Genomic DNA, 22,885 nt, shown 5'->3' with positions numbered 1-22,885 from the left:
ATCGAAGTATTTTTTGGTGATAAATAAAAAATATTTTTTAGCTTTGCACTCGCATTTAAAAAATGTGATGCCAAGCCTTGGTGGCGGAACTGGTAGACGCGCTGGATTCAAAATCCAGTTCCTTCGGGAGTGAGGGTTCGATTCCCTCCCAAGGTACTAAGAAATCCTCGACAATATTGTCGAGGATTTTTTTTGGCCATTTGTAACTCCCTCTCCTTAGATTGTAATATCAATACCTTAATTATTTTTTCATCTCTCTGAATTCTGGTTTTGGAAATTGACCTCATTGGAAAACCATGTCTTTTTTTGAGCAAGATGCTGTTGAGGTTTGGTGTTTACTGCGTTCAATTATTTTGCGAACAAATTTTGTTAAAAAACTGTGAAAAAAATTTTGGCAGGAATAAGCTTTGTGAGCTTTTTTTGGGAGCCCTTATTCTACGTTTGTTCCCACGGATTTTTGTTGTTCCAAAAAACGAATGTTGATAAAAGTGTTAAGAACCTGATCGGGGTAACTTAAAATCCAAGTAAAGAAAATATGAATTTTACAGTCAAGCTATTTTTTACAACTCCAAACCGTTTTCTTCATGCAGATTACTCAGATAACTAAGAGGGATTTTAGTACGCAAGAATTTGATTTACACAAGATTACGAATGCAATCTTGAAAGCCATGACAGCTGTGGAGCATGGCCAGATCACTGATGCGCAGACCATTGCCGACAACGTAAATAAAGTGTTGTTGGAGCGAAAAAGTCAAGACGAACATTATTTGCCGACCGTAGAGGAAGTTCAAGATGTTGTGGAGAACGAACTAATGGATAGTGAGTTCCACGATGCGGCAAAAGCCTATATTATTTACAGGAACAAAAGAGCCCAGATGCGTGAGTCGGATATCTTCGAAAAGCGTATCAATTTAAAGCCTTACGAGTATCCGCAATTATATGAGTATGTGCCCGCGATCCGACATTCGTATTGGATACATACGGAGTTCAACTTTACCAGTGACATCCAGGATTTTAAATCCGGGTTGAACGAGGTCGAGCGTAGTGCCATTAAAAACACCATGCTTGCCATTTCTCAAATTGAAGTGGCGGTCAAATCTTTTTGGGGAGATATCTATCATAGAATGCCCAAACCGGAAATCGGTTCTGTTGGAGCTACGTTTGCGGAAAGTGAAGTACGCCACCACGATGCTTATTCCCACTTATTGGAGATTTTAGGTTTAAACCAAGAATTTGAAAATCTGAAGAAGAAGCCGGTCATTATGAAGCGTGTGCAGTATTTGGAGACTGCCTTGAAAAATGCCAAAAGCGAGAACAATAAGGAGTATGCAGAATCGATTTTGCTTTTTTCTCTTTTTATTGAGCACGTGTCCTTGTTTTCACAGTTTTTGATCATCATGGCCTTCAATAAGCACAAAAATGTGTTGAAGGGAATTTCCAATGTGGTTGAGGCCACTTCCAAAGAAGAGCAGATTCATGGAGATTTTGGTATCGATGTGATCAACATCATCAAAAAGGAACACCCAGAATGGTTCGATGATCAATACAAGGCGATGATTCAGGATATCTGCGAAAAGGCATTTGAGGCAGAAAGTAAAATAGTGGATTGGATTTTTGAAGAAGGTGAATTGGATTTCTTGCCAAAGAACTTGGTGAACGAATTCATCAAAAACAGATTCAACAATTCTTTGGAGAGCATTGGAATCTCCAAAATATTCGATGTCGACCAAAAATTATTGGAGCAGACCGAATGGTTCGACGACGAGATCATAGGGACAAAACACGGAGACTTTTTTGTAAAAAGATCCATCAACTATAGCAAGAGAACACAAAGTATAACTAGCGACGACCTTTTTTAAATTATGGAGAAGAGAACACAAATAACCCCGACCACAGACCAAAAACAAGACAACAAAACACAAGAACTTGTAAACGCAAGAAAGGATACCTTGTCCAAACTAAAGAGTGAGGAAAGCAAGGGATTTAAATGGTTGAACGAGTATAGCCGACAATTTTTGGCATCAGGATACCTTACAGAAGGTGTGACCCCTGAGGAACGTATCCGTGAGATTGGTGATAGGGCAGAGGAGATTTTGCAGATTCCGGGGTATTCGGACAAATTCTATGGCTATATGTCCGAAGGGTTTTTCTCATTGGCTTCTCCAGTATGGTCAAACTTTGGAAAAAAACGCGGTCTGCCCATCAGTTGCTTTGGATCTCATATCGATGATGATATGGGGAACATCCTTTACACGCAATCCGAGGTAGGGATGATGTCCAAACTTGGTGGTGGAACATCAGGATATTTTGGAAAGATCAGACATAGGGGGGCACCGGTTAAAAATAACGGACAAGCTTCGGGTGCCGTGCATATTATGCAATTGTTCGAATCCATGGTGGATGTGGTAAGCCAAGGATCGGTTCGTCGCGGTCGTTTTTCTCCATATTTGCCCATTGACCATAAGGACATCATGGAGTTCTTGGAAATCGGAACTGAAGGCAATCCAATCCAACAATTGACCCATGGTGTAACAGTGACCAACCAGTGGATGCAGGAAATGGTTGAAGGCGATGTGGAAAAAAGAACCGTTTGGGCCAAAGTGTTACAGCGTAGGGGCGAAATGGGATATCCGTATGTATTCTTCTCCGACAATGCCAATGATGGTGCCGCGGATGTGTACAAAGATAAGAACCACCGTATCCATGCCAGTAACCTATGTACTGAAATTATGTTGCCATCCAACGATAATTGGTCGTTTGTATGTGTTCTTTCAAGTATCAATTTGATGCATTACGACAAATGGAAGAAGACCGATGCTGTGGAGACCATGGTTCACTTCTTGGACGCCGTAATTACCGAGTTTATCGAAAAATTGGAGGCTTATAGGGATTCATCCGATAGGGACGACAGACAGACCTTCCTGTTTATGGAAAGGGCATATAACTTTGCAAAACAAAACCGTTCCTTGGGTCTAGGTGCATTGGGTTGGCACTCTTTGTTGCAGTCCAAGCGATTGTCCTTCAATAGCCAAGAAGCCTATAACCTGAACAGTGAAATTTTCAAGGAGATCAAAGAACGTTCCTACAAAGCTTCCGAGCAATTGGCAGAACGTTTTGGAGAGCCAGAAGTATTGAAAGGTTATGGAAGACGCAATGCCACATTGAATGCAATTGCTCCGACTACTTCATCAGCCTTTATTTTGGGTCAGGTTTCCCAAGGAATTGAGCCAATCTGGTCGAACTGCTACGTGAAGGATATTGCCAAAATTAAAACGACCATCAAAAATCCATTTTTGATGGAATTGTTGGAAGAAAAGGAACAAAACACTCCTGAAGTTTGGAAGAGTATTCGCGATATGGACGGTTCCGTACAACATTTGGATTTCTTGACCGAAGAGGAAAAGGCGGTATTTAAAACCTATTCTGAATTGGATCAGTTGGACATTATTTATCAAGCAGCCAATAGACAAAACCATATTGATCAGGGACAATCGGTAAACATTATTGTTCATCCTGATATGCCTACCAAGGATATCAACAAAATCCACGTTACCGCATGGAAATTGGGACTTAAATCCTTGTACTACCAACATAGTATGAATGCGGCACAAAAATTCAAGCAAAAGAAGGATTGTGTGAGCTGCGAGGCATAGATAATCCAAATTTGACATTAAAAAAAGGAGGTTCCGACAACGGGACCTCCTTTTCTATTTTAGATGGGGTTAGGGATATTCTATTATTTTTTGTAAACCACAACAAGAAATTTAGCCTCGGTAGTCCCAATGTTTTTTATAGAGTGCTTGCATGCCTCATGCCAATGCACGTCCCCTTTTTTGAATGTTTTGTTTCCCGACCCTGCATGGTCGGACATGTATTCAATGGAATAATCGTTCAATGCATAGATTATGCGATTTATACCATTGTGGTCCGGGATACTTTCATTTGGATTTAAGGTTACCTGCATTGCCTTAAAATATTCATCGTCCAAAAGAACCAATGTGGATTCTGGCTTAACGGAATTCACATCATTTCCATCATCATATTCATCGCAAGGAGGTAATTCTGTTTCTGTTCTAGTAAAAACAAGCCATTCTGCGGCTTCATTACCTACGTTTTTTGCCTTGTGCATCCCAGGTGCATGGGAGTGTGCATTACCTTTTTTCCACTCTTTATTCCCTAAGTCTTTACCATTTTCTTCCCAAGCAATGGTGTAATCGTTCATCGAATAAATCAATCTTTCACCACCTTGGTGGAGGTCTTGTTCTTGCCCTGGTTCCAAGACGACTTTGGTTACTGTTGCATACTCATTTTCAAAAAGGGCTTCAATGTGCGTTACAGGCTCTGTCACTGTTTCCATTTCGGTTTCAACAGTGGTCTCGGTTTTTTCTTTCTGGCCATTTTTACACGAATAAAAAGCCAAAAGAACAAAAATGCTCAGGACTAATGCTTTTACTGTTTTCATTTCATTTATTTTAAGGTATTAACAATCTGTATTGAAGCAACCAAATTAACCCGATTCGGAGCATCATGAAATGATTTAGGTCAGCTATATTCCAAAGATGTTTGCCTTATTCAGCTATTTTAATATCCACAGAGGTTCTGCTCTGCCAACCAGTAACATCGGTTACGGAATAAGCACAGTGATAATCCCCTGGGTCAATGTCTTCTGGAATGGTGACCGAAATATTGATTTCATAGGAAGTGGCGCCACCTTCGATATCGAAATTTTCGATATAGTTCATCGGGTTTACAGCTGCTTTCACTTCCTCCAATTCGCATTGGGCACCTTGGTCATCATGAGTATGATGGTCAAAATTGTGGTGTATGTTCAAGCTATAGGCAGCCAACTCCAGATTATCGGCCACTTGTGCCCTGAATGTATAGGTTTGCCCTCTTTCCAATACTTCGCAAGCCTGAGGGAACCCTCCAGCATAGTCGACACTAATGGTAGGCTTTTCTTCATCAATATCCGTGTCGTCGCTACTGGAACAACTTGTCAAAAAAAGTATGGAGAATATAATAAAAGTGTGTTTGAACTTCAGTTTCATAGTCTTTTTTTAAAAACCGTGGAGCCCCTGTGGAGCCCCACGGTAAGTTAATTTAAACTGTAGGTACAGTTACATCGATATGTTCTTCATATTCCAAGGTATTGCCATCTTCATCCTCAATGGTAAAGATGATATGGTATTCACCTGCAGGAGCAGTGGCTGGAACATCGATATGTTCGTGAAATTCGGCCTCGGTCAACTCGTGGTAGTCTTCTGAAAAATCACCTTCAAAGTCCCACTCAACTTCACCTTCTCCTACCTCTAGGTCATGGGCATGTACATCTACGGTTACTTCATGGATGCCATTAACAGCTTCAATCATGAATTCAATGTGGAAATCGCTTCCTCTCTCTACGGTTTCATCCATTTCAAATTCACTGATTGTAATAGGATCCAAAATCTGGATGTGACCGTCAATTTCTGTGCTATTTCCAAGTTCATCGGTAACTATTAACTCGATGTGGTACTCACCAGCTGGGATGTTGGTTGGAACCTCGATATGCTCATGAAAGGTTGGGTTAATGGCCATATAGTTGGCATCTGTCCAAGTTTGCTCGAAATCCCATTCCACTTCTCCCTCTCCGGGTTCCAGATCATGTGCATGGATGTCTACAGAGATACTGCTTACAGTGCCCTCGGCAGTAATTTCAGCCTCCAAATGGATGTCGGAACCTTTGTAAGCTACCTGATCGGTGGAGTGTGAGCTACCTTCGCCAAATTCGAAATTGGCGATAACCGGAGCCGCTATGGCCGGTGTGTCATCATCGCTACTACATGATTGTAGAAAAAGCCCTAAAACTGCGATAATTGCAAATGGTTTTAAAATTGATTTCATGTTGTTTCTGTTTTTGATGTTAAACTTCATTTGAATTAATTAAAATGGTATTGTTATCGATATGGATAGGTTCCTGCCAGGTTCAGGAACATCGATAAGCCTATAAAAACTGGTATGATCGTAGTATTCGGTATTGAATACGTTGTTTAGCTTGATGCGAAACTGGGTGGGTTCTGAATTTTCGAATAATCGTATGGCTGCATTGGCCGATAGATTGAGCATTTGGTAACCTTCGGTGACCTCTTCGGGAGGTACGATATCATTTTGCGCCGCTGTTACCCTAAAATCAGCCGTAATCCGAGGTGATTGTATAAATGCGATGTCCTTGAACTGATAACTTGCCGAGAACAGCCCTGAAAGCGGTGGCGAAAAGGGAATGGTAAAATCCTTTTTGGGTCCTGAGGTTTGTAGGGAATACACATACTCAGCAGAAGCGTCCAATCGTAGTTCGGGGGTTACATTTACCCCTGCATGTGCCTCGCCACCATAGCGGAGTACCTTATTCTGGGTAAATTCATAAATTTGAAGCGTCTCGTAATAGTTGGAGGTTGGGTTCAGATAAATGAAATTCTCAAAGAAATTCACAAAGGGACTGATGCCGACATTGAATTTTGCTGTGGAATGGTCAATGTCCACGTCCAATTGGTAGGATTGTTCTGGGTCCAAGTCAATATTTCCTCTTTCGTATCGGTACATGTGATAGTTTACCCCATCAGAAGCCAACTCGTTGGCCAAGGGCATCCTAAAGCTCTTGCCAAGGTTTATTTTATATGTGGTGTTTTGATGGATGTAACTCAGCCCAATGGAACCGCTCAAGTTCCCAAATTCAAGACTTTTGTCCTGGGAACGTTGTAAATACACGTATGAGGTGGAGCCATCAGGATTGTTTATTGGTGTTTGGAACCAATCAAAGTGTGCTTTGGTTTCCATGAGGCCCGCATCGTATCGTAGCCCTCCTTGAAGATGAAGGTCATCATTCAACTTGAAATGGTCATAAATAAAAACCCCTGCGGAGTACCTATTGTAAGCTGGGATTAAAAATCCCCACCCCCCGATATTGTTGTTCTGTAGTTCTGTGTTTATTCCAAAGACCAAATCGTGCCCATCGTTGGGACTGTATGTGTCCTTTAGGTTTAGGGAGTAGGTGTTTTTTGTGAAAATCCGTTCCCTGCTGTTGGGAGGTGTGGGCATGTATCCGTGGGGTACGGGTTCTGAATTTTCATCACGTTGGTTGTTTTGATAGCCCAAATCCAGTTCAAAAGTGTGCTGGCCCAAATAGAATGAAGTATTATTGGTGATCTTGAAGTGGTTTACCCTATGAAAGGGAAGGTCCACATCCCTGTTGGAAGTATCATAATCAATACTCGAAGATCTAACTTCCAACCCATGGGCATTGGCAAAAAAGCCATTTTTGGCGTTTACGTTGCTAAAGAAGGTTTCCGATTTAACATGATCGGAAACAAACCCCAAACTAAAGCTTGCATTGATTTCTTCCCCAGCCGTGTTTCGAAGATTGTTTTCGTGAAGTTCAAAAATGTAGTTCTCGTAGTTGATCCGGTCCGTGGGGACTTTATAATCAGCGTAGTCCCTATAGGTTAAACGCCCCTTGTAGAACCAATGCTGTTTGCGTCCCTGAACTCCTGTGGATATCCCGAAGAGGTCGTTGTTGGTCTCCCCCAGCAAATTTACTTCCCCACTGAACGAATTTGGCAATGGAATTTTGGAGGGTTGGATATCCACTACCCCCGCAATGGCATCCGAGCCGTAGACAAGTGAAGCCGGACCTTTGATGATTTGAATGCTTTCTATTCCATACTGATCAATTTCAAGACCGTGATCGTTGCCCCATTGCTGTGCTTCATGCTTAATGCCGTTTTGTACAACACTGACCCTATTGAATCCCAAGCCGCGAATGACAGGTTTGGATTGACCCGAGCCAATCGTAATGGTACTTACCCCGGGAATCTTCTTCAGGGTTTGCATTAAACTATTTTCACGATTCTGTTTCAAGAAATCTTCATCCACCCCTACGGAAATGGTGGAGAGTTCTTGGGCTTTCCGTTTTTCTGTTTTTCCGAGTAGCTCCACTCCGTCCAAATTGGTAATGGACTCTTTTAACCGGACGGTTAGGCCTTCAACATCATTATCTTCGATTTCTACCGTAAAATGTTCATGGGCATACCCGATATGGGTAATTTCAAATCGGTATTTGCCTGCAGGAACATTTTTGATGACGAACTCGCCATTATCCGCAGAAATGGCATATAAATCCTTTCCTATGATGTTGACTCCAGAAATAGGTTCTGAAGTGTTAGCATCTACTATCATACCTTTTATTGTATGTTGTTCTTGTGCAGCTACTTGGAGGCAGAGACTGGTAAACAGCCATGCGGCTAACAATTTTTTAATCATTTTAATACTGTGGGATTTTCGAATAGCTTCCTATCAGTGAAGCGTTACGGTTAGGACCCATTTCTTTTTGTGTGCGGAAGTATGTTAAATCTGGGAACCCTCTTTGTTTCTGTTTTAAAGGAGGGAACAAATACTAAAGCAACTGGAACGAGGTATTCTTGACATATAGACAAGAGTACTTTCCAAAAAAAACAATGGGATATTAAATATTGGGTGGAGGTCTTGAAAAGAGGAAGCTTGTGTTCAGCATTCCTAAAGCCACAAAACTGTATTCAGAATCAATTTCCTTTTGAAAAGCTATTTCAATCCGTTCAGAAATGGCTTCGAAGTCATCCGATAAAATACCAGGGGCATGCGTATCGGACGCAATGTTGTGACATATGGCACAATCGTCTAAATAACTTTCCGAATCATCATGATGAGTAAGTACGTGAAGCCCAATAAGCTTTGTTGCCAAGAAAAGGGCAAGAAAAGCATAGGTTAGACTATTTAAAAAATGACTCTGTTTCATCAAGTTACAAATTTATTAAAAAACATTGTCTTGCAAGCAGAATTCCCTGATTACTGGCAAATTTTAAGATTTTGTAATTTGAATGCCCTAATTTTGTAATGTTTCTTCCCCAAAACCATTTTAATGACATCGATTTGTATTGTTTTGTCGTATATGGTACAACTGTTTTTGTGAAAAACAGCTCTAGATTGCAAACAAGAACCTCAATTATCCATGAAGCCAGCAACACAATATACCAAGAGTGGTCGTATTAACATTGCTTATCAAGTATACGGGTCAGGTCCTGTAGACCTTGTTTATATTCCAGGATGGGTTTCCAATATTGATTTAATGTGGTCCAATCCCGAATTGGTCGAGTTCTTGACCGTATTGGGAAAAATGGCACGCGTGATTCTTTTTGATAAACGGGGAACAGGCTTATCCGACAGGATTGTGGAGCTATCCATGCCAGAAACCAATAGCATCGTTATCAAAAAAGGTTGGTAGGTAATGATTGATTCTAAGGTTTTTGGCAAACAATAGGTTGGCGGCTTTTGCTGCTGGCCTTTTTGTTTTTATAGCCTTGAAGCGTATAAAGTTGTTTTTCATCAGGTATTGGCTATTTCACAACAAAAGCATCTTCCCATACAACATAACTTATCATTTCCACCATGTTCTTGATATGTTTGAGTACGTCTTACTTTGTAAGAATAACCTCATCAACTAAACTATGAACAAACCCCAATCCAACCCTTTTTCTAGGTGTTTTTTATTGATGGTTTCTTTTGTGTTCGCTTCATTTCAAGTGATATACCCGCAAGATTGTTTGGTTGAAGCAGGTTCGGACCAAATACTATCGCAACCTTCGCCTTTTTTTTTGAACGCAGACATACCATTGGTAGGTACAGGGAAATGGACCCAACTATCAGGCCCCAATTTGGCGTTTTTTGATGATGACACCGATCCTAATACGGAAGTGTCCAATGTTACCTACGGAACCTACATTTTCGAATGGACTGTTTCCGATGCCACTTGTGATACAGCTTCAGATGTTGTTGAGATTTCGATCGAGGGGATTGATTTGTCCTTGACAAAGGAAATCGATAAATCCCCGCCATTGGTAAGTGACAATGTGAGGTTTAATCTTACTATTACCAATGATGGCCCGAGTGATGCCACTGGTGTGGAAGTAACGGATCTTTTGCCTTCGGGTTATAGCTATGTAACGGATAATGGTGGTGGTGATTATAACGAACTTACAGGAATATGGAATGTCGGCTCATTGGCCAGCGGAAACTCCATAAGTCTTGAAATTCTAGCTAAGGTGAATGCTTCAGGCAATTACGATAATGTTGCGGAAATAACCGGTCATGATCAAATGGACATTGATTCCACTCCGAACAACAATGTTCCAGGGGAAGACGATCAAGATAGTGTTTCCATTATGCCCGAGCCCTTGGTGGATGTTTCCGTGACCAAAACGGTGGACGAACTGATTCCAGAAGTGGGAGAGGAGGTGGTTTTTACCATAACGGTTCAAAATGATGGGCCAAGTGACGCGACCAACATTGTGATTACCGATGTCTTGCCATCAGGATACGCATTGATCAATGGAGTCCCATCAACAGGAACATACAATGCTGCCAATGGATCATGGGTAGTGGGGAGTCTAACCAATGGTAATTCGGAAACTTTGAAGGTGACCGTGCAAGTTTTATCAACAGGAAATTACAGCAATACTGCGGAATTGACCAATGTTGGCGAAGAAGATGTGGATTCGACCCCCAACAACAACAATGAATCCGAAGACGACCAACAAACCATTGAACCCATTCCAATTCCAGTTGCCGATCTTCTTTTACGTAAATCCGTGAATGTGTTGAGCCCTTATGTGGGTCAAGAAGTGATTTTTACCTTGAATATCACCAATCTAGGGCCAAGTGAAGCTTCAGGTGTGGAAATATATGATGTATTGCCCGATGGTTATACCTATGTTTCCCACGGTGCCACGGCAGGTATTTACAATGCTGCTTCAGGAATGTGGGTGCTCAATGGCGATATGGCAGATGCGAGCACAGAAACCCTTACCATAGTGGCCAAGGTAAACAATACAGGCAATTATTTTAATGTTGCCGAAGTGTTTGCCTCTGATCAATATGATCCCAATTCGATACCGAACAACAACAATATTTTTGAAAACGATCAGGACAACGCCGGAACCACACCCATACCCTCTGCTGATTTGAATTTGGACGTGAGTGTGGATAATGAGAACCCCGATGTTGGAACCCAAGTGGTTTTTACCGTCACTTTATTAAATGAAGGGCCAAGTGATGCCATAGGGATAGAAGTCGAGAATATATTGCCCGATGGTTTTACCTATGTTTCAGATGATTCAGGAGGGCTTTTCAATCCATCGAATGGAATTTGGGATGTAGGTGTTGTTGCCTTGGAGTCGCAAAGGGAATTGAATATCGTTGCAGAAGTGAATCCGATAGGGGATTACACTTTTGGTGCAGAAGTGGTGGATGCAACCTTTTTTGATGTGGATTCCACCCCAAACAACAACATGCAATCAGAAGATGATCAAGACGAACAAGCCGTCACACCTAGACACGTAACCGATATTTCGGTATCCAAAACGGTCAATGATATGAATCCCGAAGTGGGGGATGAAGTTGTTTTTACTGTTCAAGTGGCCAATGAAGGTCCCAATGATGCTTCAGGATTGATTATTGAGGATGAGTTGGAAAATGGTTATCAATTTATTTCCGCCACAACATCATCAGGTATGTATGATGAAATTGTGGGTTCTTGGGATTTGCCCACTGTTGCCGATGGTTCAACTGAAACTTTGGAAATCAGGGCGATGGTCCTTTCGAGCGGCGAGTATAAGAATACGGCCGAATTGATTGCTTTGGATACGTACGATCCTGATTCCACACCAAACAATAATCTGGGCTCCGAGGATGATCAGGCTACCGTGATTCCCGTTCCAGAGGGATTGAACGATCTTTCTTTGTCCAAAACTGTGGATAATCAGAATCCGAATGTGGGAGATGTGGTTCGTTTTGTGGTCAGTATTACCAACAGTGGTCCTTCCGACGCAAGAAATGTGGAGGTGACCGATATGTTGCCTTCTGGATATACCTATGAATCCCATGCTGCAACTGCGGGTAGTTATGATGCCAATACCGGACTTTGGACAATCAATAGGACAATTTTGAACCAAGACACGGAGAACTTGGAAATTTTGGCCGTGGTCAATGCACCGACCGGTACCGAAGACGAGTATTTGAACGGGGCTTTTGTTTCAGCTAGTTTGTATGCCGATCCAGATAGTGATCCATCAGCAGGGATCGGTATGGATGATTTTGCTGACGGTATTGAAGATGACGACGAGGCAACTGCTGTTGTAGTGCCTCAAACCACGGATATTGCCATCACAAAAAGTGTGGACAATGCCATGCCCAATATAGGGGATGAGGTCATTTTTACTATTCAAGTGACCAATCAGGGTATGGATGAAGCGACCAATATGGGCATACAGGAAGAATTGCCTTTGGGTTATCAATTTATCAGTTCGGAGACTACCATAGGAACGTTCGATTCCGAAGCTTCTTTTTGGGAAATTGAGTCCTTGCCCATTTCAGAAACAGCCACATTATTGCTTGCCGTTGAGGTTGTGGATATACAGGATTACATGAACAGAGTTGACTTGGCCTATGTGGATCAATGGGATACCAATGAAAACAACAATGCAGCCGAGGCTTCTGTGGAACCAAGTTGTTTGGTGGTTTACAATGAATTTTCTCCCAATGGTGACGGTGTCAATGATTATTTCAAGATAGATTGTATTTCGCGTTATCCGGGCAATACCCTTCAGGTATACAACCGATGGGGAAATATTGTGTTCCAGACAAAATCCTATAAAAATGATTGGGACGGCACGCCCAATGGACGTGCCATGGTTCAACCCGAAGACCAACTACCCGTTGGAACGTATTATTATGTATTGGATTTGGGCGATGGCTCGGAACCGCGAACGGACTGGTTGTATTTAAACAGGTAAAAATGGGGATTGTATCATCAAAATATAGAACAAAAGGGTGTAAGCAACTATGTTGGTCGCTGCTTGCCCTGTGCTCAATTTCCATATATGCGCAGCAGGACCCCCAATTCACACAGTATATGTACAATACGATGAGCGTTAACCCTGCTTATGCAGGTTCCAACGGTCATTTGACAGCTCTGTTGCTTCACCGTTCACAATGGGTTGGGGTAAATGGTGCACCCAATACGCAAGTATTGGCGGTGGATTCTCCTTTGGAAAACAAACTGGGTATAGGCGGGATTATCTCTCGAGATGCCTTGGGGCCTTCTTCCGAAATATCGGTGGATGGAAATGTTTCCTATACCATTCAGTTGGATAGTGCCAACAGCAAGCTCTCTTTTGGTATGAAACTGGGCGGTCGCCTATTTGATGTGGATTTCTCCAAAGGACTTACCGAGGATGAAGATGTAGCTTTTCAAAACAATATAAAAAGTAAGTTCTTTCCAACCATTGGAGCAGGATTGTATTATGATACCAAGAAGGGGTATTTGGGCTTTGCCATACCCAATTTTTTTTCGCAAAAGCATTATGATGGCGAGGAACAGGAAATAGCCGCGGAGCGTTTGCACTATTACTTTATCGGTGGAAAGGTGGTGGATTTGACCCCGGATGTAAAATTGAAGCCCGCTTTCTTTGTGAAGTGGGTGCCTGGTGCACCAATCATCGCGGATTTCTCAATGAATGCATTGCTCAAGGAAACATTTACCTTTGGTTTGGCTTACCGATGGGACGATTCATTTTCAACCTTGTTTGGAATGCAGATCAATCCAAATTTCAGTGCTGGATATGCGTATGATTTGACCACATCCAACCTAGCAAGTTACACAGGAGGTTCGCACGAGCTGTTTGTTCGCTACGAGTTCAAATCGCTAAAAAAGCAAAGAGAGGTTCCTACATTTTAAAGCGTACCATTTTTCAGCCGAAAATAGTCTGTATCTTTAGCTTTGCAATATGCTGCTAAAATTGATTCGCTATGGAGAGGAATGAGCTGTATCCCGTTTTTTTAAAGGTTTCCAACTTGAATGTGCTTATTGTTGGCGGGGGGAACGTTGGCTTGGAAAAATTGACGTTTTTGTTGAAATCCAGTCCTAATGCCCAAGTACAAATGGTGGCTCCCGAGTTTTTATCAGATACTTTGGAATTGGCCGAAAAACACCATGTGGATATTACCAAGGATGTATATGCCGAAAAGTTTTTGGAAGGAAAACACATGGTCGTGGCCTGCACGGATAATCCTGAGGTAAATGAACAAGTGTACCATGATTGTAGAGAGCGGAGCACACTGGTAAATGTGGCGGACAACCCGCCGTTCTGTGATTTTTACATGGGAGGAATAGTGACGAAGGGCAATGTAAAGGTAGCTATTTCCACCAATGGAAAATCGCCGACCACTGCCAAGCGACTCCGTCAGTTTTTTGAAGATGTCCTCCCTGAAAACATAGACGACCTTGTAAATAACCTCAATGAATACCGTAAGACCTTAAAAGGGGACTTTGAACAAAAAGTAGAGGCCTTGAACGAGTTCACTAAAGGTTTGGTAAACAGGAAAGATTGATTTTTTATAATCGTTTCATTGCTTCGATCAGATCATCTTTTTTTCTCGGTGAAATGTTCACTTGTAGATCATTGCTCATTATAAGGTGTCCACCATCGGATTTCACATACTTCTTCACTTTTTTCAGGTTGACGACATAACTGTTGTGCACCCTCATGAACTGGTGTTCCGCGAGCAAATTCTCATATTCTTTTAGGTGTTTGCTTACCAAGAGTGTTTCGTTGTCTTCCAAAAGGAAACTGGTGTAAGATCCATCTGCTTTGCACACAATAATGTCCTGTATGGCAATGAATTCCATACCAGATGTTGTGGCCAAGCATATTTTCTCGGGTCTCATGCTCCCTCTGGAGATGCTTTGCATCAAGGTGTCCAATTGTTCGCGATACACGTTCGTATCAAGTTGGGTTCTTGCTTTGTCCACTGCTTTTTGGAGTTCGTCAAGATCAATGGGTTTCAATAAATAGTCGAGTGAACTGAATTTTATGGCCTTGATGGCATATTTTTCGAACGCAGTGGTAAAAATGACCTCAAAATTGGGATCCTTGATTTGTTGGAGCACATCGAATCCCGTTCCGGTTTGCAACTCGATATCCAGAAACACGATATCGGGGCTATAGATGGAAAGGACTTTGACCGCTTCATCAACGGTACCTGCCATTGCGATTACTTCAACATCTTTACAGAATTCTTCCAACATGGATTTAAGGGTTTCCCTGCTGTGTTTTTCATCTTCGATTATTACTGCTTTTAAAATCATTGGGCTGTTTTTAGGGGTTATATAATCGTATTGTTACTTTGGTTCCACTAGGCTGGCTGTGGGAATCGTATTTGTCTATGATTTCTATGGTGTTCTTGTGTTTATCAGAGGTGTCGAGCATTTTTAGCCTCTTTTTGGTTATTTCCATTCCTCTGGATTTTTTCTTTTTTACCTCGGGCTCGGTATGCCGTCTTCCAATGCCATTGTCCTCGACTTCAACAACATAATATTTTTCTTCTTTTAAAAAGCGAATCTCCAAGTGTTTTTCCCCTTCTTTTTTGCCTATCAGGCCGTGGATTATGGCATTTTCAGCAAATGGCTGGATTAACATCAAGGGAATATCGATACTATCTGAATCAATCTCACTATCAACAACGATCGAATAGGAAAAAGCATTGTCAAAACGTAATGATTCCAGCTCCAAATAGGAGCGTAGCAATTCAATTTCCTCTGTAAGCGTTACGGTGGTTTCATAGGAGCTTTCCAATACGTTACGTGCCAATTTGCCGAATTTGGTCAAGTAATTTAAGGCAGCGGTTTTGTTGTCGTTCAGGATCAAATGTTGAATGGAACCCAAGGAGTTGAAAAAGAAATGTGGGTTTATTTGTGCACGTTTAGCGCTGATCTCTTTTAAAGAGACTTCTTTTTGTAATGCTACTTTCCCCTCGTATTCCTGTTTGATTTTATAGGCAAGCCCCAAAGAAAAAATCAGGATTTCCAAAAAAGATCCCACCATCATGTAATATTTGGTTTGGGAGAACCAAAACCCAAGTGCTCCGGTCATATAGACAAATGACCCAAAAACAATGAACAAGGCGAGCTTGTCCTTGGCTTTAAAAAGTAAGTACACCATTGAAAAAAGCCCAAAAAACGTCATAAGTGTTCTCTGTATATCCAGAATGTTTTCCTGCAATTTGTAGAGGTCCAAAAAGTAGACTGCGAAATGAGAGATGATAAGTATGACCAATGTTCCTATGGCAATGTTGATGATGAGGTCGAGCAATGGGTATTTGTTCTTGGTGTTCAAATAATATTTTGCAAAGAGTACATAAAATAAATTGATCAGCACTTGGGAAATAAGACCTATCCAAAAGCCGGCTCTGCTTGCCAAGAAGTTTTCTAATACGGGAATGTCCAATCCAGTAAGGTATATTGCCGAAAAGAGGACATATAAAGGGTAGTACAGGAATTCAACATTTCTGATATTGATGAAAATCACAATGAAGGATAAGAATAGAATAAAACAAGCCCCGAAATAGCCAAAAGATGGGATTAATCTTTTGAGGTCTTTTTTTGTATAATATGCTGTATAAAATCTGTTCGAAGCATTGGAGATGTACTGAAAATGGATGGGATTGGGATTTGAAAAATACATCTGGACCTTTATGTACAAATATCTTTTTGAAATCAAATCCTCTGGGTTAAACAAAATTCCATCAAGATAAATCAAGGAATTATTTGCTTCTTTTTTATTGATTTGTCCTATGGGTTTCTGTTGAATAGATTCGCCGTTTTTGTAATATACAGTGGCCTTACTGAAATAATTTGTTCTTAGACGCCATGGCTCAAGAGTTTGCAGCGTGTCCAATTCATTTTTAAAATCAACTCGAAACCAGTAGGTGGGGCCAGCTTCCAGGATAAGATTTTCAACGGATTTAAATGCATTGAGCTCTAATACTTCATCGAACGTAAGATTCGGGTCTTCGGCCATCAGGTAAGAATAAGCCAGTTTTTTGGTGGCTCGGTCCACTTTGGATGATTGGGCAGAAACCGTTGTTGCTATGAACAAAAAAAGAAAAATGCAGTTTACCCAAAAGTAAAACAGCACATTTTTCTGATAAGCACTGGTAATATATATTGGTAAACGGCAAGCAAAAGACCGAACAATGGAATTGTTCTTGGGTTGTTTTGAAATGGTATTGCTATTCGTTGGAGTCATTCAGCAAGTAAGAAATTTAGCGACTAACTATTTTCGGTTAATGGCTCAATACATTTTTCTTTCAAAATTTGTAAGAATTAAATTATTTTTATATGTTTGAATGTCAATTGGATAACTGCTGAATCTGTCAGTATTGAGAGACGAGGTAAGTGAAACTAAAGATTGATTCATAAAAAAGGTATTACATTGCTTATTTATATGTGAACTTTTTTGTTCTACTTTACTTTTCTAAAGACAGTATCTTCATGTACCTAGCTGTCCATACCATTATTTTTCTTTTCAAAAAAGAACTGGTTATGACCAGCAACTTTTAGATAATAGGGATTATTTAACCTATTAAGTTAAGTATATTTTTTGGGGGAAGAATAAAACAGTCTCAAAAAGAGATAGTTATTCACTTCATTTGATGAAAAAAGTGAATATTGCACAGAAATTCACTGAAAAATAACTCACCACTTTCTTTTCTTATTGAACTGTTGTGCAGCATAACCCCATACTTGCTCTCAGCTGAAGAAAATACTAATGGTGAGTTTTAATGGTTAGTAAATTAGTTGTGCTTAATGATTGCTTTTTGAGTTTAGGGCCGTACTGTCTTTATCGCCAGAACCAAAGACATGAACATTTAAGTTCGAGTACAGCCCATTTTATTTTGTGTCTGGCATAAATCTACTTCGGTTTCATAAAAAAAAATGTCATGATCTGACGAATGCCCGTTTTGAATTTATGGATAGCCATTTTGGGTTTATATGAAAATTTTATTTGACTCTAAAAATGTAAAATGGGATTTCTGTGCTTAAGAGAATCCCACTTTACGTCTACAGGAGAACACTAAAAAGATGTTTCGATTTTTTAACTATGTGGTTGCATATAATTGTTCTTTGTTAATTGATTTTAATGGTTTTGTGGACACGCCATGGACCTTTTTCCGTTTAGGTATTTTTGCGATGAAATGACCTTTAAAATCAATGGAGGCTATATTGCTTAAATACCCTAGGACATCTTCGTAATCATTGATGTTGATTCCTGCATTTGTCAAGTTTTCATGAATAATCGATTTGCTTGGAGAAACCCCTGGGTTTCCATGAATTCTTTCATCTTTGGATCTTATGATAAGAACTTTGAGTTTTTTCAAGTGCCAGTTGGGAACATAAAAATGGGATACTCCGTCTTTTAGGGATTTAAAAGTCACATAGACTTTGCCCACATTTTTATAGACATTGGCCTTATAGCCCATCGCGGCATTATTTAAAGGGAGTTTAAGACATGTATCTTCTGCTTCCAGGTAAAACAGTACAGGATTTTTGCGTAGTATTTGTTCAGTAATTTGGGGCACATCCAAACTAAAGGACCAACTTGGTAATTGCTCTGTAATATCAAAGGATAGCAACTCCACGGTATTTGGTTCCTTGGCAATTGAGTTTTTTTGATGATCTTTTAATAAGGAAACTGATTTGTTTAACAGATATAATGGATATCCGATTATGACAGCTGCACAAATCAATGTCCAAATAATGGTTAGCAAATGCATAATTGACTTTTTTGATTAACAATCGGGAACTTTAATTTTATACCAAGTAACAAAGAATAATTGGACCATATACCCACCAATATACGGATGGGCCTTCTCAATTGACGGATACAAAAACATCGATTAAATGCTTGTTTTTTCAGATGAAATGCATTGATAACTTTGCCTAGTATTTATGCTGGCTATACAATCCGTTGCCTATTACTCTCTTTATAGGCTTTTATCGCTTTTGTCCAATTGGCCGATTACTCCCATTACATCATAGTTTGCGATTTTTCGAGTACTGTAATTTCGTTTTATATGGTTTATATAAGTGTGTATTTCCAAGGTATAGTAGTTTTCTAGTTCAAATACTGGATCCTTGGCGATATCAAGACTGCTATTGACCTGTCTCTTGCCATAGGCCCTAGCATGGTATACTACTTTACAATTATTATCGTCCATATCCATCCATTCAATGGTCACTTCGATAAAATCGTCCATTCGCTCCCGTAGCTTGTAACTTGCGTGCTTGGGTATTTTTCCATATTCATACTCAGATTTTACGAGATCTAAAATCCACTGTTCTAAAAATTTTCCTTTCATCGTCGATTAAGTTTTAGGTGTTCTGATTTGGGCCCATTGCTGGGCTTTTGGTTCAAAATTCACTATCGAGGTCGATGGTTTCGCTCCAGTTTGGGTTATTTGAATCTTATATAACTAAGATTCTGGGTATTGTCCTCATCCAAGGGAGCGCTTGAACTAGGGAGGTTGATTTTTTATGTTTGGGTTGTATATTGATATGGAATAAGGCTTTAATCTTCCATATGCAATATTTCATCAAACCATTGTAATGCATTGATTCTGGCCAAGGAACTTTGATTGTTGCCATCAAAATCAAACCCATGTCCAACACCTTCATAAAGTTTAAGTTCCACAGGCATTCCCTTTTGTTGGAGTATATCGACCAAACAAAGGGTGTTTTCCGATAGATATCCTTCAGAAGGGATTTGGTATAGCATAGGAGCGTAGGGGACAAATATATTCCCATCCAAGGCATTGTCGCCACAGGGACTGGTTCCCCAATAATTGTAGCCGCCCGAACCTCCATAGTAGAATACACCTCCGGCAAACCCATTTTCAGGTCTGGCCTGGGGTGCCAAAATACCAGAAGAGGTGCCGTATTCTTTTCCATCAAAGGTTTGTGTCCATTCCCAATCGGCAGGGGTATTGTCCGTATCATATAAAGTAGAGGCCACGGCACTTGCACCATCCGAAAACCCCAAGAGACCCACATCCTTGGCCCTGATGACATTGCTGCCATCATTGAATTTTAGTTTTTTCAATACCTCTAGGGCTGCATAGGCATCTTTAGGGCGGATGAATTGAGAACTTATTTTAAAATTGTCCGGGGCAGTGGCCCACTTTCCAGTTCTGGTGGACACTCCTCTGCCCGAATAGCTGTCAACAAAAGCCCCTACAATGCAATTTGCATCGAACAGTTCTCGCCATTGATTGTTCTGGCCAGACATTTTTCCCGATGCAATGTCATGGTCGACCCACATACCGTCAGATCCATGCATCACAACCACGGCAGGAAAGTTTTTATTGTTGCATCCTTCTGGAATTGACAGGTAAATAGGGATTTGATGGTTATCCACCACAGCATATACAATGGTGTCCATTGTTGATTCTTGCAATACAACTTCTGTGCTTTCCAATACGGAAAGAACGCCATCATCTTGGCTGCAAGACGAGCAACAAATGCCTATAATGGCAAGTAGTAGGTTGATTTTCGAGAAAGATTTAGGTGTTATTTTCATAATATCGATTTTAGTAGGTACAGCTACAGTTTGAAATTCCTTGAAATAGGTCGATTCCCAAGGTCACAACATGGGTGCCCTTCGAGTAGCCCAATATTTCATTCATGATTACTTGATAAGAATACCCAAAGTAAAAATCCCCTTTTTTAAGCCCGATAACGGGAGCTATATAAAGTGGTGATCCCAATTGGTCGTTTAAGAACCTATATGTGACACCAGCATAGTAATAGTCCTGAAAATCGTACCATTTGAATTTGGTGTTTACATCCGTTATGGACCTTCTATCACTTTCAAAATATTGGAAGAAAACCGAAGGTTCAACTTCAAAATCAGCCCTTCTACTCCTCCTGAATTTATATCCAGAATACACATAATAGTTACGTAAGGTATTGGGTTCAAAAATTGGATTGAACTTTTCGAACTCCTTGTTCAGAATATTGGCGGCGTTTACACTCAGATAAAATCCACCACGACGATATAGGGTTCCTACATCAAAATTCGGATTGCTTGAAGATCGATCGTTTGTAATCGACGGATCAGTGTATGCGTCAGGGTCAAAGTTTTCAATATCGAACCTGATTTGATTGAGGTTGAAGGACAATGCAAAAGAGAAATAATGGTCATCATATTTATTGATGGTAAGATGGTGCGCAAAGGAAACCTTCCCCCCGCGCTGCTTTGTTTCACCATTGGAATCATTGTAGATGACCATTCCAATGCCCGAACGATTCCCCAATCGTACATCTGCCGATAACGATTGGGTGTCGGGAGCATCCTTAATGCCTACCCATTGGGTAACCCCGTTCATCCGTACCTTTACATAATTTCCTATCCCAGCAAAGGATGGAGACATTATAAAGGGGTTGTCGGATAAATATTGTGACAATTGGGGTACGGTCAATTCCTGTCCTTTCACAAGGAATAGATTCATACAGATTAAGATTGCTACAATTCTCTTCATTGATCAATTAACTTTTATCTATATAATGTGAAGTGCCCAACGAACTCACGTCCAGACCCATCATTAAGTTTCACGATATACCAGTAGTCTCCCGATGGCATTGGTTTGGATTCGTATTCTCCATCCCATGCATCCTTCGGTCCCAAAATCTGAATTTTCCTTCCATACCTATCAAAAATGTAGGTTTTGATATCTGGAAATAATTGAGTGTTTCTTGGTCCCCAAAAATCATTTTGTCCATCAAAATTTGGAGTAAAGAAATCAGGGATTGTTATTTCAATTAAATTCATGGTCGTACCTTGGATAACCTCACAGCCATTACTGTCCACAACTCTTACGGTAAAGGTCCCACTTCTGTTGATAGTGAAAGTGTTGGAATCAGTCCCACTGTTGTCATCAAAATAATAGGTGTAAGGAGCGGTACCTCCAATAACATTTGCAGTGATTTGATTTACATATTCACTAGTGAGCGATAGCTCTAATGGCTCAAAATTTTCGACTTCAAATGGAATCTCTCCCAAGCAACCATTGTTGTGTATTATGAATAGGCTATGGTCTCCGGGACTTATATTTCCAAAATCAGGATTTAGGATGAAATCATTCGGGTCAGTAGAGTCCAGCGCATAGAGTACATCATTGCTCACAGATGGGTCGGATAAGGTAACCGCAATGGTGTTAGATGGAAGGTTGGCATCACACAAATACATCACATCCACCGAGCCACCAAGGTTAGGTCCACCAGGTTGAATATTGAAACTTGTATTGGTTTCACAGCCTGAGTCATCAATTGTGCTCATTTCATAACTTCCAGGTAATAAATCGTCTATGGAGAATGAATCTGTATTAAAAACCAAGGGTACCATATTGTTGAGTTGAACGGTAACAGGGAAATTAGCATCTCCAACTTCTATGGAAACAGAACCGTTACCACTTTCCCAACACGTTTCATCCTGAACATTGGTAGTAACACTAAATCCTGTTATGGTGACATCGAAGCTCTCCTCTGCATTTGGACAATTTCCTTGTCCAGGACTGAAGACATAAATCATCTGAGATGTTGTGATTACATCCCCTTCAAATAAAGGTATGCCAATGCCACCACTTCCAGTGAAATAGTTGCCGTTCGCAAGTGCCGGTAGGATGTACGAGTCACAGCTCTCGACATCTGTGGGCGCGTCGGCCAACGGTGTGTTGTTGATCGTCACGGTGAAGGAGTTCTCCACGTCTGGGCACGAGCCTGTGCCGGGGCTGAAGACGTAGAGTGTGGTGGTGGCGTTTATGGCATCCCCTGCCGCGAGAGCATTGCCGCCCCCGTTGGGCGCATCGAAATAGTTGCCGTTCGCAAGTGCCGGTAGGATGTACGAGTCACAGCTCTCGACATCTGTGGGCGCGTCGGCCAACGGTGTGTTGTTGATCGTCACGGTGAAGGAGTTCTCCACGTCTG

At 40.9% G+C, this 22,885-nt stretch carries 18 protein-coding genes and 1 tRNA gene; 7 read left to right on the top strand and 12 right to left on the bottom strand.

Annotation, left to right across the window (positions count from 1 at the left end):
- Nucleotides 1-74: 74 nt before the first annotated feature.
- From PY092_RS15705 to PY092_RS15695, 3 genes are all read left to right on the top strand, one after another.
- A tRNA-Leu gene (locus PY092_RS15705) sits at nt 75-156 on the top strand.
- 428 nt (nt 157-584) lie between these two features.
- On the top strand, nt 585-1,859 hold the full coding sequence (locus tag PY092_RS15700; RefSeq protein ID WP_275616760.1) for a ribonucleotide-diphosphate reductase subunit beta: 1,275 nt from the start codon (nt 585-587) through the stop codon (nt 1,857-1,859).
- Nucleotides 1,860-1,862: 3 nt separating this feature from the next.
- Nucleotides 1,863-3,653, top strand: coding sequence for a ribonucleoside-diphosphate reductase subunit alpha (locus PY092_RS15695; RefSeq protein WP_275616759.1), 1,791 nt, complete (start codon nt 1,863-1,865; stop codon nt 3,651-3,653).
- A gap of 83 nt (nt 3,654-3,736) precedes the next feature.
- On the opposite strand, the gene PY092_RS15690 is transcribed toward PY092_RS15695, so the two are convergent.
- From PY092_RS15690 to PY092_RS15670, 5 genes are all read right to left on the bottom strand, one after another.
- On the bottom strand, nt 3,737-4,462 hold the full coding sequence (locus tag PY092_RS15690) for a hypothetical protein (protein WP_275616758.1): 726 nt from the start codon (nt 4,460-4,462) through the stop codon (nt 3,737-3,739).
- 106 nt (nt 4,463-4,568) lie between these two features.
- Nucleotides 4,569-5,048 carry a DUF4625 domain-containing protein gene (locus PY092_RS15685; protein WP_275616757.1) on the bottom strand — a complete coding sequence of 160 codons (480 nt, stop codon included), beginning with the start codon at nt 5,046-5,048 and terminating at the stop codon, nt 4,569-4,571.
- Between the two features lie 52 nt (nt 5,049-5,100).
- Nucleotides 5,101-5,883: a DUF4625 domain-containing protein gene (locus PY092_RS15680; protein WP_275616756.1), complete on the bottom strand. Its 783-nt coding sequence runs from the start codon at nt 5,881-5,883 to the stop codon at nt 5,101-5,103.
- A gap of 39 nt (nt 5,884-5,922) precedes the next feature.
- Nucleotides 5,923-8,211, bottom strand: coding sequence for a TonB-dependent receptor (locus tag PY092_RS15675; protein ID WP_275616755.1), 2,289 nt, complete (start codon nt 8,209-8,211; stop codon nt 5,923-5,925).
- Between the two features lie 286 nt (nt 8,212-8,497).
- Entirely contained in the window at nt 8,498-8,806 is a 309-nt protein-coding gene (locus PY092_RS15670; protein ID WP_275616754.1) for a hypothetical protein, read from the bottom strand.
- A gap of 213 nt (nt 8,807-9,019) precedes the next feature.
- Between PY092_RS15670 and PY092_RS15665 the strand changes: the two genes are divergently transcribed.
- From PY092_RS15665 to PY092_RS15650, 4 genes are all read left to right on the top strand, one after another.
- Nucleotides 9,020-9,292, top strand: coding sequence for an alpha/beta fold hydrolase (locus PY092_RS15665; protein WP_275616753.1), 273 nt, complete (start codon nt 9,020-9,022; stop codon nt 9,290-9,292).
- Between the two features lie 370 nt (nt 9,293-9,662).
- On the top strand, nt 9,663-12,857 hold the full coding sequence (locus PY092_RS15660) for a T9SS type B sorting domain-containing protein (RefSeq protein WP_275616752.1): 3,195 nt from the start codon (nt 9,663-9,665) through the stop codon (nt 12,855-12,857).
- A 2-nt stretch (nt 12,858-12,859) separates the two neighbouring features.
- Complete coding sequence (locus PY092_RS15655) at nt 12,860-13,801, top strand: PorP/SprF family type IX secretion system membrane protein (RefSeq protein WP_275616751.1); 942 nt, start codon at nt 12,860-12,862, stop codon at nt 13,799-13,801.
- Nucleotides 13,802-13,872: 71 nt separating this feature from the next.
- Entirely contained in the window at nt 13,873-14,454 is a 582-nt protein-coding gene (locus PY092_RS15650; RefSeq protein WP_275616750.1) for a precorrin-2 dehydrogenase/sirohydrochlorin ferrochelatase family protein, read from the top strand.
- Nucleotides 14,455-14,458: 4 nt separating this feature from the next.
- On the opposite strand, the gene PY092_RS15645 is transcribed toward PY092_RS15650, so the two are convergent.
- The 7 genes from PY092_RS15645 to PY092_RS15615 all read right to left on the bottom strand — a co-directional run.
- Nucleotides 14,459-15,211, bottom strand: coding sequence for a LytR/AlgR family response regulator transcription factor (locus PY092_RS15645; RefSeq protein WP_275616749.1), 753 nt, complete (start codon nt 15,209-15,211; stop codon nt 14,459-14,461).
- A 10-nt stretch (nt 15,212-15,221) separates the two neighbouring features.
- Nucleotides 15,222-17,000 carry a histidine kinase gene (locus PY092_RS15640; protein ID WP_275616748.1) on the bottom strand — a complete coding sequence of 593 codons (1,779 nt, stop codon included), beginning with the start codon at nt 16,998-17,000 and terminating at the stop codon, nt 15,222-15,224.
- Nucleotides 17,001-18,003: 1,003 nt separating this feature from the next.
- Nucleotides 18,004-18,678, bottom strand: a complete 675-nt coding sequence (locus PY092_RS15635) for a hypothetical protein (RefSeq protein ID WP_275616747.1) — start codon at nt 18,676-18,678, stop codon at nt 18,004-18,006.
- Nucleotides 18,679-18,888: 210 nt separating this feature from the next.
- Complete coding sequence (locus PY092_RS15630) at nt 18,889-19,263, bottom strand: hypothetical protein (RefSeq protein WP_275616746.1); 375 nt, start codon at nt 19,261-19,263, stop codon at nt 18,889-18,891.
- Nucleotides 19,264-19,472: 209 nt separating this feature from the next.
- Nucleotides 19,473-20,480, bottom strand: a complete 1,008-nt coding sequence (locus tag PY092_RS15625; protein ID WP_275616745.1) for an alpha/beta hydrolase family protein — start codon at nt 20,478-20,480, stop codon at nt 19,473-19,475.
- A gap of 10 nt (nt 20,481-20,490) precedes the next feature.
- A complete protein-coding gene (locus tag PY092_RS15620) occupies nt 20,491-21,441 on the bottom strand; it encodes a PorP/SprF family type IX secretion system membrane protein (protein WP_275616744.1) in 951 nt (316 codons plus the stop codon).
- Nucleotides 21,442-21,455: 14 nt separating this feature from the next.
- Nucleotides 21,456-22,885 (bottom strand): T9SS type B sorting domain-containing protein (locus PY092_RS15615; protein WP_275616743.1); only part of this gene is annotated, 1,430 nt, incomplete at its 5' end.

The organism is Flagellimonas yonaguniensis, from assembly GCF_029193885.1.
Taxonomy (GTDB): domain Bacteria; phylum Bacteroidota; class Bacteroidia; order Flavobacteriales; family Flavobacteriaceae; genus Flagellimonas; species Flagellimonas yonaguniensis.
Note: the sequence above shows the minus strand (reverse complement) of the source record. Positions and strands in the feature narration are given on the sequence as shown.

Bases quoted from the DNA above. Each gene is read 5' to 3' on its own strand.
- PY092_RS15700 (WP_275616760.1), top strand. From the start codon at position 585: ATGCAGATTACTCAGATAACTAAGAGGGATTTTAGTACGCAAGAATTT.
- PY092_RS15635 (WP_275616747.1), bottom strand. From the start codon at position 18,678: ATGCATTTGCTAACCATTATTTGGACATTGATTTGTGCAGCTGTCATA.
- PY092_RS15680 (WP_275616756.1), bottom strand. From the start codon at position 5,883: ATGAAATCAATTTTAAAACCATTTGCAATTATCGCAGTTTTAGGGCTT.
- PY092_RS15670 (WP_275616754.1), bottom strand. From the start codon at position 8,806: ATGAAACAGAGTCATTTTTTAAATAGTCTAACCTATGCTTTTCTTGCC.
- PY092_RS15690 (WP_275616758.1), bottom strand. From the start codon at position 4,462: ATGAAAACAGTAAAAGCATTAGTCCTGAGCATTTTTGTTCTTTTGGCT.
- PY092_RS15645 (WP_275616749.1), bottom strand. From the start codon at position 15,211: ATGATTTTAAAAGCAGTAATAATCGAAGATGAAAAACACAGCAGGGAA.
- PY092_RS15685 (WP_275616757.1), bottom strand. From the start codon at position 5,048: ATGAAACTGAAGTTCAAACACACTTTTATTATATTCTCCATACTTTTT.
- PY092_RS15620 (WP_275616744.1), bottom strand. From the start codon at position 21,441: ATGAAGAGAATTGTAGCAATCTTAATCTGTATGAATCTATTCCTTGTG.
- PY092_RS15655 (WP_275616751.1), top strand. From the start codon at position 12,860: ATGGGGATTGTATCATCAAAATATAGAACAAAAGGGTGTAAGCAACTA.
- PY092_RS15625 (WP_275616745.1), bottom strand. From the start codon at position 20,480: ATGAAAATAACACCTAAATCTTTCTCGAAAATCAACCTACTACTTGCC.
- PY092_RS15650 (WP_275616750.1), top strand. From the start codon at position 13,873: ATGGAGAGGAATGAGCTGTATCCCGTTTTTTTAAAGGTTTCCAACTTG.
- PY092_RS15675 (WP_275616755.1), bottom strand. From the start codon at position 8,211: ATGATAGTAGATGCTAACACTTCAGAACCTATTTCTGGAGTCAACATC.
- PY092_RS15630 (WP_275616746.1), bottom strand. From the start codon at position 19,263: ATGAAAGGAAAATTTTTAGAACAGTGGATTTTAGATCTCGTAAAATCT.
- PY092_RS15665 (WP_275616753.1), top strand. From the start codon at position 9,020: ATGAAGCCAGCAACACAATATACCAAGAGTGGTCGTATTAACATTGCT.
- PY092_RS15695 (WP_275616759.1), top strand. From the start codon at position 1,863: ATGGAGAAGAGAACACAAATAACCCCGACCACAGACCAAAAACAAGAC.